This window comes from Clostridium prolinivorans (assembly GCF_004011155.1).
Taxonomy (GTDB): Bacteria; Bacillota; Clostridia; order Clostridiales; family Clostridiaceae; genus Clostridium_AT; species Clostridium_AT prolinivorans.
The window spans coordinates 216665-235434 of record NZ_RJWG01000002.1 but is presented as its reverse complement, the minus strand read 5'-3'; the positions used below and the strand labels follow the sequence as shown (position 1 = coordinate 235434).

Annotated in this window: 19 protein-coding genes, 1 tRNA gene and 1 other annotated feature; of the genes, 8 read left to right on the top strand and 12 right to left on the bottom strand. The window is 26.8% G+C overall.

Going from position 1 to position 18770, the window contains the following annotated elements; all coding sequences use genetic code 11:
• Nucleotides 1-45: 45 nt before the first annotated feature.
• The 6 genes from leuS to EGD97_RS03770 form a co-directional block, all read right to left on the bottom strand.
• A complete protein-coding gene (gene leuS, locus EGD97_RS03795) occupies nucleotides 46-2481 on the bottom strand; it encodes a leucine--tRNA ligase (protein WP_127836518.1) in 2436 nt (811 codons plus the stop codon).
• 57 nt (nucleotides 2482-2538) lie between these two features.
• Nucleotides 2539-2755, bottom strand: a binding site (T-box leader).
• Between the two features lie 82 nt (nucleotides 2756-2837).
• A tRNA-Gln gene (locus EGD97_RS03790) sits at nucleotides 2838-2914 on the bottom strand.
• 39 nt (nucleotides 2915-2953) lie between these two features.
• Nucleotides 2954-3457: a hypothetical protein gene (locus EGD97_RS03785; protein WP_127836517.1), complete on the bottom strand. Its 504-nt coding sequence runs from the start codon at nucleotides 3455-3457 to the stop codon at nucleotides 2954-2956.
• Nucleotides 3458-3479: 22 nt separating this feature from the next.
• Nucleotides 3480-4064, bottom strand: a complete 585-nt coding sequence (locus EGD97_RS03780) for a J domain-containing protein (protein WP_078682491.1) — start codon at nucleotides 4062-4064, stop codon at nucleotides 3480-3482.
• Nucleotides 4048-4941 (bottom strand): DUF5685 family protein, encoded by an 894-nt coding sequence (locus EGD97_RS03775; protein WP_078682490.1) that lies wholly within the window; start codon nucleotides 4939-4941, stop codon nucleotides 4048-4050. Before EGD97_RS03775 ends, EGD97_RS03780 begins: the two co-directional genes overlap by 17 nt.
• Nucleotides 4942-4943: 2 nt before the next feature.
• Nucleotides 4944-5486, bottom strand: coding sequence for a class IV adenylate cyclase (locus EGD97_RS03770; RefSeq protein WP_078682489.1), 543 nt, complete (start codon nucleotides 5484-5486; stop codon nucleotides 4944-4946).
• 179 nt (nucleotides 5487-5665) lie between these two features.
• On the opposite strand from EGD97_RS03770, the gene EGD97_RS03765 reads away from it, so the two are divergent.
• A complete protein-coding gene (locus EGD97_RS03765; protein ID WP_078682488.1) occupies nucleotides 5666-6160 on the top strand; it encodes a hypothetical protein in 495 nt (164 codons plus the stop codon).
• A 143-nt stretch (nucleotides 6161-6303) separates the two neighbouring features.
• On the opposite strand, the gene EGD97_RS03760 is transcribed toward EGD97_RS03765, so the two are convergent.
• Both EGD97_RS03760 and EGD97_RS03755 read right to left on the bottom strand, forming a co-directional pair.
• Nucleotides 6304-8085 (bottom strand): ABC transporter ATP-binding protein, encoded by a 1782-nt coding sequence (locus tag EGD97_RS03760; RefSeq protein ID WP_078682487.1) that lies wholly within the window; start codon nucleotides 8083-8085, stop codon nucleotides 6304-6306.
• Between the two features lie 2 nt (nucleotides 8086-8087).
• The gene (locus EGD97_RS03755) at nucleotides 8088-9827 is read right to left on the bottom strand and encodes an ABC transporter ATP-binding protein (protein ID WP_078682486.1); all 1740 of its coding nucleotides are present in this window, start codon (nucleotides 9825-9827) and stop codon (nucleotides 8088-8090) included.
• A gap of 249 nt (nucleotides 9828-10076) precedes the next feature.
• Between EGD97_RS03755 and EGD97_RS03750 the strand changes: the two genes are divergently transcribed.
• Nucleotides 10077-10427 (top strand): helix-turn-helix transcriptional regulator, encoded by a 351-nt coding sequence (locus tag EGD97_RS03750; protein WP_228201965.1) that lies wholly within the window; start codon nucleotides 10077-10079, stop codon nucleotides 10425-10427.
• Between the two features lie 39 nt (nucleotides 10428-10466).
• On the opposite strand, the gene fba is transcribed toward EGD97_RS03750, so the two are convergent.
• The 3 genes from fba to EGD97_RS03735 form a co-directional block, all read right to left on the bottom strand.
• The gene (fba, locus tag EGD97_RS03745) at nucleotides 10467-11390 is read right to left on the bottom strand and encodes a class II fructose-1,6-bisphosphate aldolase (protein WP_078682484.1); all 924 of its coding nucleotides are present in this window, start codon (nucleotides 11388-11390) and stop codon (nucleotides 10467-10469) included.
• Between the two features lie 104 nt (nucleotides 11391-11494).
• Entirely contained in the window at nucleotides 11495-11875 is a 381-nt protein-coding gene (locus EGD97_RS03740) for a DUF4363 family protein (RefSeq protein WP_078682483.1), read from the bottom strand.
• Nucleotides 11872-12561, bottom strand: coding sequence for a DUF421 domain-containing protein (locus EGD97_RS03735; protein WP_078682482.1), 690 nt, complete (start codon nucleotides 12559-12561; stop codon nucleotides 11872-11874). The genes EGD97_RS03740 and EGD97_RS03735 overlap by 4 nt, the downstream gene beginning before the upstream one ends.
• A gap of 162 nt (nucleotides 12562-12723) precedes the next feature.
• On the opposite strand from EGD97_RS03735, the gene EGD97_RS03730 reads away from it, so the two are divergent.
• From EGD97_RS03730 to EGD97_RS03715, 4 genes are all read left to right on the top strand, one after another.
• A complete protein-coding gene (locus EGD97_RS03730) occupies nucleotides 12724-14382 on the top strand; it encodes a nucleoside kinase (protein WP_078682481.1) in 1659 nt (552 codons plus the stop codon).
• A gap of 108 nt (nucleotides 14383-14490) precedes the next feature.
• Complete coding sequence (sdaAB, locus tag EGD97_RS03725) at nucleotides 14491-15168, top strand: L-serine ammonia-lyase, iron-sulfur-dependent subunit beta (protein WP_078682507.1); 678 nt, start codon at nucleotides 14491-14493, stop codon at nucleotides 15166-15168.
• A 7-nt stretch (nucleotides 15169-15175) separates the two neighbouring features.
• Nucleotides 15176-16045, top strand: coding sequence for an L-serine ammonia-lyase, iron-sulfur-dependent, subunit alpha (gene sdaAA, locus EGD97_RS03720; RefSeq protein WP_078682480.1), 870 nt, complete (start codon nucleotides 15176-15178; stop codon nucleotides 16043-16045).
• 81 nt (nucleotides 16046-16126) lie between these two features.
• The gene (locus EGD97_RS03715; RefSeq protein ID WP_078682479.1) at nucleotides 16127-16468 is read left to right on the top strand and encodes a hypothetical protein; all 342 of its coding nucleotides are present in this window, start codon (nucleotides 16127-16129) and stop codon (nucleotides 16466-16468) included.
• A 14-nt stretch (nucleotides 16469-16482) separates the two neighbouring features.
• Here the strand turns inward: EGD97_RS03715 and pssA are convergent, their stop codons facing one another.
• The gene (gene pssA, locus EGD97_RS03710; RefSeq protein ID WP_127836516.1) at nucleotides 16483-16998 is read right to left on the bottom strand and encodes a CDP-diacylglycerol--serine O-phosphatidyltransferase; all 516 of its coding nucleotides are present in this window, start codon (nucleotides 16996-16998) and stop codon (nucleotides 16483-16485) included.
• Nucleotides 16999-17306: 308 nt separating this feature from the next.
• Here pssA and EGD97_RS03705 point away from each other — a divergent pair, with 308 nt between their 5' ends.
• Together EGD97_RS03705 and EGD97_RS03700 are read left to right on the top strand one after the other, a co-directional pair.
• Nucleotides 17307-17735 carry a CBS domain-containing protein gene (locus EGD97_RS03705; protein ID WP_127836515.1) on the top strand — a complete coding sequence of 143 codons (429 nt, stop codon included), beginning with the start codon at nucleotides 17307-17309 and terminating at the stop codon, nucleotides 17733-17735.
• A gap of 109 nt (nucleotides 17736-17844) precedes the next feature.
• A complete protein-coding gene (locus EGD97_RS03700) occupies nucleotides 17845-18732 on the top strand; it encodes a YegS/Rv2252/BmrU family lipid kinase (RefSeq protein WP_078682476.1) in 888 nt (295 codons plus the stop codon).
• Nucleotides 18733-18770 lie beyond the last annotated feature (38 nt).

Below are 18770 nucleotides of genomic sequence, written 5' to 3'. Positions count from 1 at the left end.
ATATCTCCGGATTATTTTATTTATATTTATTTTATTTATATATATTTACTTTGCTACTATATTTACAAGTCTTCCTTTAATTACTATAACTTTAACAATATTTTTACCATCAAGAGCCTTTTTTATATCTTCATTATTTAAAGAAGTTTCTTTTATGCCTTCTTCATCTAAATCAGATGGAACATTTATTCTAGCTTTAATTTTACCGTTTATTTGAATAGCAATTTCAACTTCGTCTTTTATTAAGGCAGAAGGATCAAATACAGGCCAAGGTTCATTAAATATAGAATAATTCATCCCAAGTAAATTCCATTGTTCCTCGCTAAAATGAGGAGCGAAAGGTGCCATAAGTTTAATAAAGTCTATTAATACTTCTTTTAAGAAAACAGTATTTTTATCTTTTTCATTTATATACTTAGATAATGCATTTGTAAGTTCCATCAATCTTGCTATAGCTGTATTAAATTGAAATATTTCAGCATCAGAAGTTACTCCTTTTATTGCAAAATGTCTCCAATAATTAAGCTCTTTTTCAGCATTATCAATACTGTTTTTATTATTAGATGAATTTATTATTTTTCTTGATGCATCTAAAATTCTTTCAACTCTATCTATAAATCTAGCTATAGATTTGATACCATCATCACTCCAAGCACCGCCTTCTTCATAGCCAAATCCAAACATTAAATACATTCTAAAAACATCTGAACCATATTCTTTTATATAATCATCAGGATTTATTGTATTACCCTTTGATTTGCTCATTTTTTGTCCATCAGGACCAAGTATTAAACCTTGATGAGTTAAAGATAAAAATGGTTCATCAAAATTTAAATATCCCATATCTCTAAGAGCTTTTGTAATAAATCTAGCATATAAAAGATGCATGCAGGCGTGTTCAGGACCTCCTACATATTTATCAACAGGAAGCATTTTATTAACTATATCACTATCAAAAGCTTTGCTGCTATTTTTGTTATCTACGTATCTTAAAAAGTACCAAGAAGAATCTACAAAAGTATCAAGTGTATCTGGATCTCTTAATGCTTCACCACCACATTTAGGACAAGTGGTATGCATAAATTCTTCACTTTTTGCAAGAGGAGATTTACCGTCTGGTGAAAACTCTACATTATAAGGAAGCTCAACGGGCAATTGGCTATCTGGTACTGGAACTATTCCACAATGCTCACAATGAACAACAGGAATAGGAGCACCCCAATATCTTTGCCTTGAAACCAACCAGTCTCTTAATCTATAGTTTATTTTTTTAGAACCAAGATTATTTTTTTCAAGTTTTGAAACTATGGCTTCTTTTGCTTCTTCTGTAGTAAGACCAGTAAATTCTTCGCTGTTAATAAGCTTTCCATATTCAGTATAAGGAAGTTCTGTATTACTTTCTATAACTCTTTCTATAGGAAGATTATATTTAGTTGCAAAAGCAAAGTCTCTGTCATCATGAGCTGGAACAGCCATAACAGCACCTGTACCATAAGTTGCAAGTACATAGTCAGCTACCCAAATTGGGACTTTCTTTCCGTTTATAGGATTTATAGCATAAGAACCAGTAAATACTCCAGTTTTTTCTCTAGTTAAAGACTGCCTTTCTATATCACTTTGTTTTTTTGCGGCTTCTTTATAAGCTTCAACAGCAGATTTATTATCAGCTGTAGTTAATTTATCTACTAATTCATTTTCAGGAGCTAAAACAACATAAGTAACTCCAAATAGTGTATCTACTCTTGTTGTAAAAACATTAAAACTTAAATTGGAATTATCTACTTTAAATGTTACTTCAGCACCAATAGACTTTCCTATCCAATGCTTTTGCATAGCTTTAGTTTTTTCTGGCCAGTCTAAATCATCAAGTTTTTCTAATAATTCATCAGCATAGTCAGTTATTTTTAAAAACCATTGTGTTAAATCTTTTTTAGTAACTTCACTGTTGCAGCGTTCACAATGACCATCAACAACTTGTTCATTAGCAAGTACAGTATTACAGCTAGGGCACCAGTTAACAGGAGCTTTTTTTCTATAAGCCAAACCTTTTTCATAAAGTTTTAAAAATACCCATTGAGTCCATTTATAGTATTCAGGTAAACAAGTAATAACTTCATTTTCCCAATTGAACATAGCACCCATAGCTCTAAGTTGCTTTTCCATTGTATCTATGTTTTTTAAAGTAGAATCCTTTGGATGTATTCCTGTTTTTATGGCATAGTTTTCAGCTGGAAGACCAAAAGCATCAAATCCCATAGGTTGAAATACATTATAGCCCTGCATTCTTTTCATTCTAGCCCAAGAATCTACTGGACCATAGTTAAACCAGTGCCCAGCATGAAGATTTGCACCTGAAGGATAAGAAAACATTTCAAGAACATATAACTTTTTATCTAAATTATTTTTATCAAATTTATAAAGATTTGTTTCTTCCCATTTTTTTTGCCATTTTTTATCAATTTCTGTTCCGTAGTTAGCCATTTTTATTCCTCCTTAAAAATATATTTTGGTTTAAAACAAAAAATCTTTCATCTCTGTAAAAGAGACGAAAGATAAAATTCCGCGGTACCACTCTAATTAGACAAAACATAAAAATATTATGTAAGTCTCACTTATTAAGATAACGGGTTTACCGTACTTGCTTTTTTGCAAGTATGCTCCCAGGCGAGTTCACATTTTGCAAATACTGTTTCACACCAGCCAACAGCTCTCTTAATTTGCTTAAAATGCTACTATTCCTGTTCACAGCACAATATTATAAAATATTGTATGATATGTTTAAATTATTGTCAATAGCAGATTAAAATAAAAGGGATATATTCATTGAATATATCCCTTGGCTGCCCAAGCAGGACTCGAACCTACACAATGCCAGAGTCAGAGTCTGGTGCCTTACCAATTTGGCTATTGGGCAATAACAACAATAATAATTATATCATCTATAACTATGTTGTCAAGATATTTTTTTAATACGCCTTTGAATGTATGATATAAATAAAGTTAGAGCATAATCAAAAATAAAAAAAGCAAATTGAATACCAAATAAAATAATATATATGGATATATTTCCCTTTATTATATTATTGAAAAAAGCTTTAGAAATTATATATAATATAATAATTGAAATATTAAAAAACAAAAGTTTTAAAACTATTTCAAGGGGAATTTTTCTTAATTTTTCAATATAATATTTTACAAATCCGTAAAGTCCAAAGAAAACTATATAAGCTATAACATTCCCTTTAATACCTGTTAATAATAAACTTAAAAAACTTGTGGATAAATATATTAAAAAACTGTTTTTTAAATTGGTAGTTAAAATTGATAGAGGAATAATACAAGAAGCTATACCAAGAAGATATAATTTATTTGTCGGAGATATAATACTTAAATATATAAAAAGGACACCTAAGGCAGTAAAAAGACCACCTCTAGCTATATTTACAGTCTTATTCATATAAATCCTCCATAAATTTATTTTAACAGCAATCTATTAAATCGCCACCCATACATTCACAACAAGAGTCTAAACACCAGATTGTTGTACATGTATTACATAGATCACCATCACCTCTATTAGTATTATAATATGTTTGCCTATATCCAGTATTTCTCCTTTGAAGATTATTAAGGGTTTGTCTGTACTCAAAATTATTAGGATCTAAGTTGCAGGCATTTACAATATAATTATAAGCATTATCATACCAGCCTTTTTTTAAATAAAGTATTCCCATAAGATAGTTCCATTCAGCGTCTCTAACAGAAATTCTTGTTAATTTTTCTTCTGCAGCTCTTAAATTACCATTTTGTAAATCTATTCTTATATCATTGTATGAAGAAGAAGTAGAACTATTATAATTTTGACTATAAGTACTATTAGAATTATTCATTAAATAATCATATGCTTCATTTATTTCTCTAAGTTTTTCTTCAGCTAAATCACGAAGAGGATTATTACCATATTGATCTGGATGATATTTTTTTACAAGTTCTTTATAAGCTTTTTTTATTTCATCTTTTGATGCACCTTCCTTAATTTGCAAAACTTCATAAGGATTTTTCATTTAAAATTTCCTCCTTTTTACATGTTCTTTTGAAAACTTTGTCCATTTTTTCCATAAGACCAAATTGAAGTATATTATAAAGTAAATCATAATTTTTTGATATAGATATATTATTTAAAGAATCTATCATGCTTTGGGCACAACTTACTAAAGTAAAATCTATTCTTTCAGATATTTTATCAAGTAATTTAGTATATGTGAGATTATCTTTATTAAATACAGCATTTATAGGATTAAATTTATTGGTTTTCATATCCTTTTCTAAATCGTCATAAGCATCAATTATATATATCCATTTTCCAAGATTATATCCAAGAAAATAAAGAGCATCTTTATTTTTATTTTCTCCAATATAAGAAGATAATATGAAACCAGTCAAATCAGAAAAATGATGACTTAATTCATCAAGAGATTTATTTTGTGAATTCTTTTCAGCGTTATAAAGATTTTTTAAAGATTTTTCTATAAATAATAAATTATTTTTATAATAATCAGGGGCTTTTTTTAAATATATATTTAAAACTTTTGAATAAACCTTACTAAGTGAAGAATTATCATCATTAACATTATCTAAAAGTTTGTAATATGAAAGAGATACATTACAAAATGCTGCATATTTAATAGAAGAATTTTCAGTTATAATTAATCTTTTTTGAGTTGGATGAAGGATACAAAATTGTTTTGTAGCTTTAAAGTTTTCTTTAGTTAAAGAATCTAAAAGTATTGCAAGAAAAGTCATGTCATAATTAAGAGATAATCGTGGAAGATTCCCAAAAGAATTTTTTATTTCTTTACAAAGTCCACAATAATAAGCTTTAAACTTTTCATAATCTTTGACCTTTAATTCCATTTTACATGGAGTTACATATCCAAACATTGTTATTTTTTAATACCTCTATCTTTTAAAATTTCATATATAGTTTTAGAAGTAGTATCTTCCATTTTGTATCCTAAAAGACTAACAATTTCTTTTAATTCTTCTTCATAAGAAGTTTCAATTTCTATATAAGGGAAAGGACAAAAACTTTTTTCGTTTATGTCTATTTCTATAAGGGTATTTTTATATTTGTAACTTTCTCTATATTTTTCTATAATTTCAATTAATTCTAGTCCTAAAGCCTTAAAAATATTTTCCCCTTCTTGAAAGCTTTCTATTATTGTTTCGTGTTCATCCATAATTTTATATTTTTCTTGACTTAACATTTGTTTTACAGTCATATAATGAATAGTTTTATTATTTATCATATCATCTATACTTCTTATCCGAGCATAGCCTTTTAAATTTAAAAGTCTTCTATCTTTAAAATCATAAATTCTATTTGTTTGATTCTCCATTTTTACTTTTTTAGAATTTAATGATAAAAGTTTTTTCCTAATATAATCTATATCAACATCTAATATTCTTGTTTCCAATTCTTTCAATATCATCACTCCCGACAAACAAAATTATAACATAATAATTAACATTATATAAGTTTTTTATTCTTAAACCATATACAAATAGTTAATTTATTTTTAAATAATTTAAAATATGTTTTTTTATTTATTATAATTATGATATAATATCTTTAAGTTAATTCACAATACGAGGGGGACATGAAATGGAAAACTTTTATGAACAACTTATAACGACCTATAAAACAGGCATTTATAAGGTGGTTGAAGTATTATTTTATTTATTTGGAGTAATGGCACTTATAACTCTTTCAATTAATTTAGTATTTTTTATTATATTTTTATTATTAGGTATAGGAATGCTTTTTTTAAAGAGAAACTTATATGTTGAATATGAATACGTTTTTACAAATGGGGAAATCGATATAGATAAAATTGTAGAAATGAAAAAAAGAAGTCATGTTTTTTCTTTTGATATAAAAAATACTGAACTTTTGGCTGCTGAGGATAGCGATTATGTAAAAGATTTTAGCAATAAACCATCTAAAGTTTTAAATCTTTTTCCCAAAACTACAGATAAAAAAATATATGTAGCTATGATAACAGGAGGAAATGAAAGAGTACAAGTAAGGTTTGTTCCAGACGAAGAATTTGTAAATTTGTGTTATAAATATAATCCAAGAGCTGTTAAAAAATATTAATTTTCACATAAAAAACTGCCTTATAAAATTTTTAAAATTTTATAAGGCAGTTTTTTATTTTTAATATTTATTTTTAAATATTAAATGAATTTTAGTATAATTATAATTAAAAATTTATCAGCTTAAAATTTTATTACTTATTTTTATATAGCTTCTAAGAAACTATATTGAGCAGTGTAAAGTTTGTAGTAAAATCCTTTTTTATTCATAAGTTCATAGTGAGTACCTGATTCCATAATACGACCATTATCTATATACATAATTATATCTGAATTTTTTATGGTTGAAAGTCTATGAGCAATTATAAAAGAAGTTCTTCCTTTTAAAAGTTCATTTAAACCTTCTTGAAGAGCTAATTCAGTTTGAGTATCTATACTTGAAGTAGCTTCATCAAGAATAAGAATTTTTGGATCTGCAAGAAGTGCTCTAGCAAAGGATATAAGCTGTCTTTGTCCAACAGAAAGTCTTGAACCTCTTTCATTTACTTGAGTGTAATATCCATCTTTCATATTAATTATAAATTCATGAGCTTTAACTGCTTTTGCTGCTCTTATTACTTCTGCATCGGTAGCATCTAATTTGCTATATCTAATATTATCCATAATAGTTCCTGAAAATATAAATGAATCTTGAAGCATAATTCCCATCTGCTTTCTTAAAGAATTAAGAGTAACATCTTTTACATTTATGTCATCTATAAGAACTTCTCCATTTTCTACATCATAAAATCTGCTTATAAGATTTACTATAGTAGTTTTACCTGCACCAGTTGGTCCAACCAAAGCGATAGATGTACCTTTATTTGCTGTAAAATTTATATTATTTAAAATTCTTTTGTTTTCATCATAGCTAAAATCAACATTTTTAAATTCAACTTTTCCTTCTATTTCCGGCATAATAAAAGCACCAGGTAAATCACTTACTAATGGCTTTTCGTCTAATGTTTCAAATATTCTTTCAAGATATGCCATAGCATTTATTATTGAATTATAAAAATTACTAATATTAGTTATAGGTCCCCAAAATCTACCTATATAACTTATAAAAGCTATAAGTACACCAACTGTAATTTCTTCTGTAAACCAGCTTATTCCAGCTACATATACAAGTGCTGTAGTAAGTACGGAGAGATTTTCTACTGTTGGCCATAGTACAAATTGAATAGAAACGCATCTCATCCAAGTGCTTCTGTATTCTTCCATAAGATTATTGAATATGCTTAAATTTTTATTTTCTCTTACAAATGATTGAGTTACTTTAATACCACTGATACTTTCATGTATATAAGCATTTAGATTTGATTGTTTACTGCTTAATAACTGCCATGCTTTTCTTTGAGCATTTTTTATTAAAAATATTGCACCTATTAATATAGGAAGACCTGCCATACAAATTAAAGTTAATTTTACATCTATAGCAAGCATAAAAAATATTATAACTATTAAACTAAATAAATCTGTTATAACATTTATAAGACCATTAGAAAGTAAATCGCTTAAAGAATTAACATAATTAACTACTCTTACAAGTATTTTACCATGAGGTCTGCTATCATAATAACTAAAGGGAAGCTTTTGAAGGTGGCAGAATAAATCTGCTCTTATTTTTTCTATGACGCTTTGCCCCATATAATTCATTATCCTTATTCTAAATTTTAAACAAATTGCTGAAACTATTACAGTTATAAGGAAAATAGAAGATAATATAAGTAAACCATTTATATCTTTATTTTTTATTTTATTATCTATGGCATCTTTTATTAAATAAGGTCCTAATAAAGCAGCTATACTTGATATAAACATAAGTGTTAATGTTATTAATATTTCTTTTTTATAAGGTTTTAAATATTTAAGTATTCTCTTTAAGTGATTTAAATTAAATTTAGTTTCTAAATCTTCATCTACATCATATTTGTTTCTAGCCATGTTTAAACAGCCTCCTCTCTATTAAAATCTCCTAATTGATTAATAAATGTTTTATAATAATATCCCTTTTTATTTATAAGTTCTTTATGATTACCTTCTTCTACTATTTCTCCATCTTTTAATACCAATATTTTATCTGCATCTTTAACAGAAGATATTCTATGAGCAATTATAAATGTTGTTTTATTTTTAAAATATGAATTTAATGTATTTTGAATTTCATGTTCAGTTTCAACATCTACGCTTGAAGTTGTATCATCTAAAATTAATATTGAAGGATTTTTAATTAAAGCTCTAGCTAAAGCTATTCTTTGTTTTTGACCTCCAGAAAGTCCAACTCCTCTTTCTCCAACTATTGTTTCATAACCTTCAGGCATATTTTCTATAAAATTATGAGCTCCTGCTATTTTAGAAACCCAAGTTATATCACTAATAGGTGCATCAGGTACAGCATATGAAATATTTCCTTCTATTGTATCAGAAAATAAAAATATATCTTGCATTGCAATTGATATATTTTGACGGAGCTTTACAATATCTAAATCCTTAATATTTATTCCATCTATAAATATTTCACCAGAAGTACAGTCATAAAATCTGCATATTAAACTTATAAGTGAAGATTTGCCTGAACCTGTAGGTCCTATAATAGCAACTTTTTCTCCGGGATTTACTTTTAAATTTATGTTTTTTAATACAGGTTCATCTCCATAACTAAATGTAACATCTCTAAATTCAACATAACCTTCAATTTTATCTTTTTTAGTAGTTTTTAATGCATTTTTAATTCTAGGTTTCTCTATCATAAATTCCATAATTTTCTCACCAGAAGCTGCAAATCTTTGAACATCATTAATAAGCCATCCTGCCATACGAAGAGGGTTATTAATAGCCCAAATAAGGCTGTTAAATGTTATAAGCTCACCAAGAGTAAGATTTTTATTTATAACCATAATTCCACCTATAAGAATTAAAACTAAAACAAGTATGCTTGCAAGAGAATCTAATATCGGAAGATATTTTTCCCAAATTTTAGAAGCTTGTAGATTTTTTTCTTTGTATCCTGAATTTACTTTTGAGAATTTTTTAATTTCATAATCTTCTTGTGTAAAAGCTTTTACTACTCTATTCCCACTTATATTTTCTTCAACTACTGTATTAAGTTTTGAAAATTGATGTCTTATAGCAGCAAAGCTGCCTTTTACTGTTTTAGATAATTTATAAGCAAAAAAAGCAGTAAATGGAGTAATTGAAAGCATTATAAAAGTAAATTTAACATTTATAGTAAACATAGTTATAATTGCGAATAAAAATATAAGAACGTTATCAAAAATGTTATAAATAACCCATGCAATAAAATGTCTAACTGCATCTATATCAGCAGTCATTCTTGTCATGATATCACCAGTTCTTGTACTATCAAAAAAATAAAAATCTTGATTTTGAAGATAACTATACATTTTATCTCTAATATTAAAAATAACTGCCTGTGATATTTTTTCAAAATTAAGCTGATAGAAATATCTTATTACAGTTTTTATAATAGTTGTAAAAATCATTAGCAATAATACAGGTAATAGTAGATTTTTTTGACCTCCATTTATAATTTTATCTACAATAAATCCAGACATATATGGGTTTATCATATTAAGTGCTGAACAAATTACTACGGCAAATAATCCTAAAAACATTTTCAATTTATATTCTTTTATATATTGATATATCCACTTTATAGCCTTCATAATATTTACCTCCTTTTTAATATAAATAAATTTTTATTCTAGTATATTATGCAATATAAAATAATAAAATTAAATGTATTATTTTAACTTGTTAAATATAAAAAGTAATTTTATAAATTTATTAAAATATTGAAGAATAAAGGCAAATGTAAACTTTTATCAATATATTTATATAAATTTTAAACGTTTTTAATATTTTATTAATTTAAATACTTATTGTAAAATTAATGAGAAATGGAGGGGATATATATGTGTTGTAATTGCGGCATTATTATGCAATATGATAAAAGATATTTAATAAAAAAAATTATTCAATATATGAATGAAAATTATATGAATGCTATATCATTAGAAATGATATCTAATTATATACATTTAAATCCTATATATTTATCTAAATTATTTAAAGAAGAAACAGGGGAATCACCAATAAATTATCTTATTGGTATAAGACTTTATAAAGCAAAGGAACTTTTAGATAATGGAGAGTTTACTGTTAAAGAAATAGCATCTATGGTAGGATATGATGATCCTTATTATTTTAGTAAGCTTTTTAAAAAATATTATGGATGTTCGCCTAAAAAATATAAAAATAAATAAAGAAAGAGATAGGGAAAATCCTATCTCTTTCTTTATTTATTATAGTGCATTTGATGAACCAAGTACATTCTTTATTTTATCTTCAACTAATTCTTGAATAGCAGTTCTTGCAGCACCCATGTATTTTCTTGGATCTATTTCTTTTGGATTTTCAGCAAAGAATTTTCTAAGTGTTGCAGTCATAGCAAGTCTTAAGTCTGTATCCATGTTTATTTTGCAAACTGCCATAGAAGATGCCTTTCTTAACATTTCTGCAGGAACTCCCTTTGCACCAGCTATTTGGCCGCCATATTGATTGCACATTTCAACATATTTTGGATCAACAGCAGAAGCTCCATGAAGAACTATTGGGAATCCAGGAAGTCTCTTTTGAACCTCTTCAAGTATATCAAATCTAAGTTTAGCTTCTCCTGTAAATTTAAATGCTCCGTGGCTTGTTCCTATAGCTATTGCTAAAGAGTCACATCCAGTTCTTTTAACAAAATCTTCTGCTTGAGCAGGATCTGTATATACGCTTTTTTCAACAGAAACTTCATCTTCAACTCCAGCAAGTTGTCCAAGTTCAGCTTCAACTACGACTCCTCTTGCATGAGCGTAATCAACAACTTCTTTTGTTAGTCTTACATTTTCTTCATATTCATAGTGAGAACCATCGAACATAACGGAAGTAAATCCAGCGTCTATAACTGTTTTTACAGTTTCAAGGTCTGGACCGTGGTCTAAATGAAGAGCTATGTCTATTCCAGTTTCAGCAACAGCAGCATCTACCATATTTTTTAAATATTTAGCTCCAGCAAATTTAATAGCACTTGATGAAACTTGAAGTATAACAGGGGATTTTTGCGCTTTTGCACCATTTACTACTCCTTGGATTATTTCCATATCATTGATGTTAAAAGCACCAATTGCATATCCACCTTCATAAGCTTTTTTAAACATTTCTTTAGTAGTTACTAAAGCCATTAAAATTCCACCTTTCATTATGTATTAGGGACTTTAATCGTACCAGTGGGACTGATTTTGATACAATTATATTATAATTCAATGCTAATAGTTTTTCCATAGTTTTAAAAAATATTTTGAATATTAACTTTTTCTAAATCGTATATATGAAGTAGAAGAAATTTTAAAACATGAACACTAGCTAAAGCTTCATCTTTGGTTTTTTCCTTTACATATTGAGGAATTTTCCAAAGCTCTAATTCTATATTATCTATTTCTTGGTGATTTACAAATATTTTTATAACTCTGCTTTCATCTTGCCACTTTTTAGTAATATCTAAAGAAGCGTTGTAAGCTTTTTCCCAATTATCATTTTTTATATATTCTTCAAGTTCATTATTTAGAGTTTGAAGATTTGTAGTTGTTTTAGAAAGATAATTTATTGAAAAAAACATACAAAATATCATTACAATAAAAATTATAATTGAAAATACAACGTTTTTCATTTTTTAGATGTTCCTCCTTCTTTAAGTTGATAAAAGAACTTTCCTTTGGAATCTATAAGTGCAATAAAAACTTTATCTAAAGAAGAAATGTTATTTTTATTTAATTCACTCATAAGCCATGATTTGTTCTTTTTAATGATTTTTAAATTATTGGTATTTATTTTGCCATCAAGTATTAAAGTAATAGGTAATTTATCTTGGGTATATTTGATTTTTAAATCTTCTTTTGTAGCAGGTTCAAGATTAGTTTTTGGTATTATAGACATTTGACCGCTTGTTTCCAATATTGCATACTCTATATCTTCTATATTATAGTATCCTTGAAGTCTGAGTTCTTCTAACAAGTCATTAAGGTTAAATCTATTGTTTTTTAATTCTTTAATATCTAATTTCCCATTTTTTATAACTATACTGGGTTTCCCGCTAAATATATTTCTGGCAAGTTCACTTTTAAGCTCAGCTAAAGTTATAACTGCCTGTAAAAGAAGAAGTGTTATTATAGGAATAATGCCATGAGATAAAGGAATTCGAGTATCTTGCATTGGCATAGAAGCAAGTTCAGATATCATAATAGCAATTACTAGTTCAAAAGGCTGCATTTCTCCAATTTGCCTTTTTCCCATTATTCTCATAGTGAAAACTACTATAAAGTATAATATTATAGTACGAAACATTGTAATAAACAAAAAATCACGTCCTTTATTAATATTAAAATAAAATTATAAATATTTATGTAAGGTATATTTTTTGTAAATTTATTAGAAATTATAAGTGAATAATGAAATATTTTTTTATTTTACAAGTATAATGATATTATTGAAATAATATAACAGGTTAGGAGGGAATTTATGGATAAAATTATACTCAAACTAAATGGTGAAAACACTATTGAAGTTAAAAAAGGGACAATTCTTGCAGATATAGTAAAACAAAATTATAAAAACCATAAACTACCTGTAGTTCTTGCAAAAGTAAATGGAAAATATAAAGAACTTACTGAAACTATTAATGAGAATGGTGATTTTGAAATTATAGATATTAGTACAAATATTGGAATGAGAACATATATAAGAACTTTACAATTTGTGCTTATAAAAGCAGTATTAGATTTATATCCAGAGGCTAAAATTACCATAGAACATTCATTAAGTAAAGGACTATTTGGAGAAATAGAAAAAAATACCACTTTAAGTTATGAGGATATTGAAAATATTAAGATAAAAATGAAGGAGATTATTAATAAGGATTTACCAATTAAAAAAGTTAGTGTAAGTAAAGATGAAGCAATAAAAATATTTGAAAAATATAATATGGAAGATAAGATAAGGCTGCTTAAACATGTTTCACTACAAAAAATAAATCTTTATGAATTAGATGGAAGATATGATTATTTTTATGGTTCTATGGCGTATAGTACTGGAGTTTTAAAATATTTTGACTTGATGTTTTATTATCCTGGATTTATTCTTAGATACCCATCTGAAGAAAACCCTGAAATTATACCTGAATTTGTAGAATATAAAAAATTATTCAAGATTTTTTATGAAACAGAACAATGGGGAAATATATTAAAAGTCGCTGATGTAGGATCTTTAAATGATAAAGTAGAAAATGGAGATATTATAAACATAATACATGTAGCAGAAGCACTTCATGAAAAGAAAATTGCATATATAGCTGATATGATTTATGAAAGAAAATCTTCTCAATTAGTTCTTATAGCAGGACCTTCTTCTTCAGGGAAAACAACTTTTGCAAGGAGACTTGGTATACAGCTTAGAGTTAATGGACTTTATCCTATACCAATTTCTTTAGATGATTATTTTGTAGATAGAGAGCATACTCCTAAAGATGAAAATGGGAATTATGATTTTGAATCCATATATGCATTAGATTTAGAGCTTTTTAATAAGCATATTAATGCTCTTTTAAAAGGAGAAGAAGTAGAAATACCTACATTTAATTTTAAAAAAGGTATGAGAGAATGGAATGGACAAAAGATAAAGCTACCTAAAAATGGCATACTTATAGTAGAGGGAATTCATGGATTGAATGAAATGTTAACTTCAGCAATTCCAAAAGAAAATAAATTTAAAATATATATAAGTGCATTAACTCAATTAAATTTAGATAATCACAATAGAATAGCAACAACAGATGTAAGGATTATTAGAAGAATGGTAAGGGATTACTTATCCAGAGGTTATAGTGGAGAAGAAACTCTTAAAATGTGGCCTTCTATAAGACGAGGAGAAGAAAAAAATATATTTGTATTTCAAGAACAGGCAGATGTTATGTTTAATTCAACTCTTGTATATGAACTTTGTGTTTTGAAAAAATATGCAATAGAAGAACTTTCTAAAATTAAAGAAGATAGTCCCGTTTATTATGAAGCATTAAGGCTTAAAAGTTTCTTAAACTTTTTTAAAGAGGTAAGTACTGAATATGTACCGAGTAATTCTATATTAAGGGAATTTATAGGAGGAAGTGTATTTTATAAATATTAAAATAAATACTTTAAAATTATAAATTTAAGCTATTGCATTTTATTAATGCCTTTTGTAGTGTATATATATAAAAGTATTTTTAATATGAAATAAGGTGGAGAGCATATGATAAAAAATTATAGTGTTTTTGATATATTAGGTCCAATTATGATTGGACCTTCAAGTTCTCATACTGCTGGAGCTGCACGTCTTGCTAAGGTGGCTAAACTTATTGCTGGAGGAGATATATCAGAGGTAAAATTTTTACTTCATGGATCTTTTGCTAAAACTTATAAAGGGCATGGAACAGATAGGGCATTAGCAGCAGGAATACTTGGAATGGATCCTTGGGATGAAAGACTTAGAAAAGCTATTTTTATAGCGAAAGAAAAAGGAATTAAAATGGAATTTATTGAAACGGATTTAGGAGATGAGCACCCAAATACTGTAAAATTTATTATAAAAAAATATGATGGAAGTAAATCAGAAATTATGGGTTCTTCTATTGGCGGAGGGAATATAGTTATTACTGAAGTGGATGGGGAAAAGATGAGGTTTACAGGAGAATATCCTACTTTGATAATAAAGCATATAGATGTACCCGGAGTTATATCAAAGGTTACAGCTATACTTTATGAAGCAGAAATAAATATAGCAACTATGAGTGTATATAGAAGCAGTAAAGGCTCTGAAGCTACTATGATTTTTGAAACAGATTCAAATGTAACATTAGATATTGTTAAAAAAATGAAAAATATAGGTAATATTAAAAGCATAAAAGTTATTAACCCATTGCAGGAAAGGTGATAATAAAATGTTTGTAAACAGTGGAGAAGAACTTATAAAAACATGTAATGATGAAAAAATTTCTATTGCTGAATATACAATAAGAGAAGAAATAAAAGAAACAGGACTTTCAAGAGAAGATATTACAAATAAAATGAAAAATAATTTATATATAATGAAGGAATCTGCAGAATATGGACTTAAAAATAAAGTAATTTCTGTTAGCGGACTTATTGGAGGAGATGCAGTAAAAATTCAAAATTATATTGAAAAAGGAAAAAGTCTATGTGGAGAATTTATATTAAAAGCTATGGCAAGAGCTCTCTCTTGTTCTGAAGTAAATGCTGCTATGGGAAAAATTGTAGCAGCTCCTACAGCAGGTTCTTGCGGGATACTCCCAGCAGCTATAATAAGTGCAGGAGAAAAGCTTAATAAAAGTGATGATGAATTAGTAAATTCATTATTTACAGCTTCAGGAATAGGAATATTAATTGCAAAAAATGCTACTCTTTCTGGAGCTGAAGGAGGATGTCAGGCAGAGTGTGGCTCAGCTTCAGCTATGGCAGCAGGAGCAGTTGTAGAAATGATGGGAGGCACACCTTCTATGGCTTTAGATGCAGGAGCAATAGTTATTAAAAATATTTTAGGACTTGTATGTGATCCTATAGCGGGATTAGTTGAAGTACCTTGTGCAAAAAGAAATATTTCAGGAGCTGTATCTGCACTTACTACAGCAGATTTGGTTATGAGCGGAGTAAAAAGTTTAATTCCTTTTGATGATGTAGTTTCAGCTATGTACAAAGTTGGAAAACAAATGCCTTGTGAACTTAGAGAAACAGCATTAGGAGGTCTAGCTTCTACACCAACTGGAATAAGATTAAAAAATAAGGTATTATAAAAATAATATATTATATTTTGTAATAAGCTTTAAAATTTTAAAATATAAATAATGTGATATTAATAAAGTTTGGGTGATTTGTTGAGTTACAAAAAGCTTATAGAAGAACATTATGTTGATATTAACAATTTAGCAGATTTGCTTTTTAAATTGGTAAATTCATATAAATTATTAATTGGCGGAGCAGATGAACTTAATAAAATAGCATTAGCAAAAAGAAAAGATGTAAAAAAAGCATTAGATAGAGCTGAAGATTTAGGAGAAGTAATAGATTCTATAGTAGATACTTTAGATAAGATATCTTATGATTATTTAGACTACTGTCTTATTAAATCTGAAATTATAAAAAATAAATTGGATTTAAAACATATCTGCAAAGAGATGGATGATGAATTAAAAGATATAAATAAAGCTTCAAATTAAAAAGGTGTAAATTTTTACACCTTTTTAATTTGAAGCTTACTTACCATTAAATAGGAAAGTATTAGTAATATAATAATTGCTAACATACTGTTATTAGTATTTTTTAATGTTATAAAACAGTACAATGCAAGTGCTGATCCAGCAATAGTTATAGGAATACCTGTAAATATATTATTAAAAGGGGTTGAATTATATCTTGCCAGTCTATATGCACCAGCAATAGGGAAAATCAGAACTAGAATATATCCCATTATTCCAAGATTTATAAAATTATATAGATTAAAAACTAATATAGATGGTGCAACACCAAAAGATACTAAATCAGCAAGAGAGTCTAATTCTTTACCAAGTTCACTAGAAACTTTTAAAAATCTTGCGACTCTTCCATCATATCTATCTATTAAACCTGCAATTATTATAAACAAACAAGACCATTTATAATTTCCATTAAAAGTACAAAGTAAAGATAAAATGCCACAAGCTAAATTAGAAAAAGTAAATAAATTGGGGACTGCACTTTTTGTTTGCATTAACAATCACTCCTAAAATAATATAAAAAATAAAACATGTATTATAGCATATTATGTATTATAACATATTATGAACGAATAAGTAATAATAAATTACCATTTTTAAAAAATAAATATAAATGTATATATTATATTATTTTTTAAAATTTATTTTAATTTAAAATTACATAATTATAGAGTATTTGAAAGTGAATGTAAATAATAGATTTTTTTAAAAATAAGTGAATAAAGTACATATAATAAAAGTTATTTTTTAGTTAAAAATATATAAGAAAAATTAATAAAAAAATCGGTAAGGAGGAAATAATATGAAAATTAAAGATATAATGACAAAAGATGTTGTTACATTAAATGAAAATGATACAGTAGAGAAAGCTGCAAATCTTATGAAAGAGCATAATGTTGGTTCTATTCCAGTTTGTCAAGGAGAAAATATTATAGGAGTTATAACTGATAGAGATATAACAACACGTTCTATAGCACAAGGGAAAGATATTAAAAATCAAAAGGTAAGAGATATAATGACATCAAATCCAGTAACTGCTAATCCTAATATGGATGTTCATGAAGCTTCACGTATAATGAGTGAAAGACAAATAAGAAGACTTCCTGTAGTTGAAAATAGTAAAATTACAGGTATAGTTGCCTTAGGAGATTTAGCTGTAGAATCAAAGCTTAATGATGATGCAGGAAAAGCATTAGGTAGTATTTCAGAACCTAGTTCTCCCAATATGTAATTTTAATTAATAAATTGTTAAATCCACAAGATTATATTAAATAATCTTGTGGATTTATTGTATAAAGTATATAATAAATATAATATTTTACATTAGAGGGTGAACTAATTTGAAAAAGGTAAAATTTATATATAATCCATATTCTGGTGAAAATACTATTATAATGGATATAGACAAAGTTATTGCAATTCATCAAAAATACGGATATAATGTTATACCTTTTAGAATAAGCTATGAATATGAAATTTATGAAGCTTTTGAAGATGTTGATAATAGTTACAGCTATATATTAATTGCTGGTGGAGATGGAACAGTAGATACTGTTGTAAATTATATGAAAAAATCAAATATAGATTTACCTATAGGAGTTTTACCTGTAGGTACTGCTAATGATTTTGCTAAGTTTTTAGGTATTCCACAAGATGTGTCTAAAGCTTGTAAACAAATTTTAAATAGCAATGTAAAAAATGTAGATATAGGTAAAATTAATGACAAATATTTTGTAAATGTAGCAAGTACGGGATTATTTACAGATATATCCCAAAAAACAAGTGTTGCATTAAAAAATACTATAGGTAAACTTGCTTATTATGTTAAAGGTATTGAATCTATTCCAAATTTTAGGAAAATAAAAATTAAAGTTTCATCAAAAGAAGTAGAATTTGATGGAGAAATGTATTTGATGCTTATTTTTAATGGAAGAACTGCAGGAAATTTAAAGCTTGCATATAAATCAGAAATAGATGATGGCTATTTAGATGTTATAATAATTAAAGCTTCAAGCATAGTAGAAATAAGTTCTTTATTTATAAAAATGCTTAAGGGTGAGCATCTTGAAAATGCTAGTAATTTATTGTATTTTAAAACTGATAACCTTTTTATAGAATGTCATGAAGATATAGTTACAGATATTGATGGAGAAAGGGGACCGGATTTCCCTCTTAATATAAGCTGTGTTAAAGGTGGATTAAAAGTATTAGGAATGAAACAAAATTAAAATTAATTAGAATAAAAAAGTAAAATTCATAATAAATA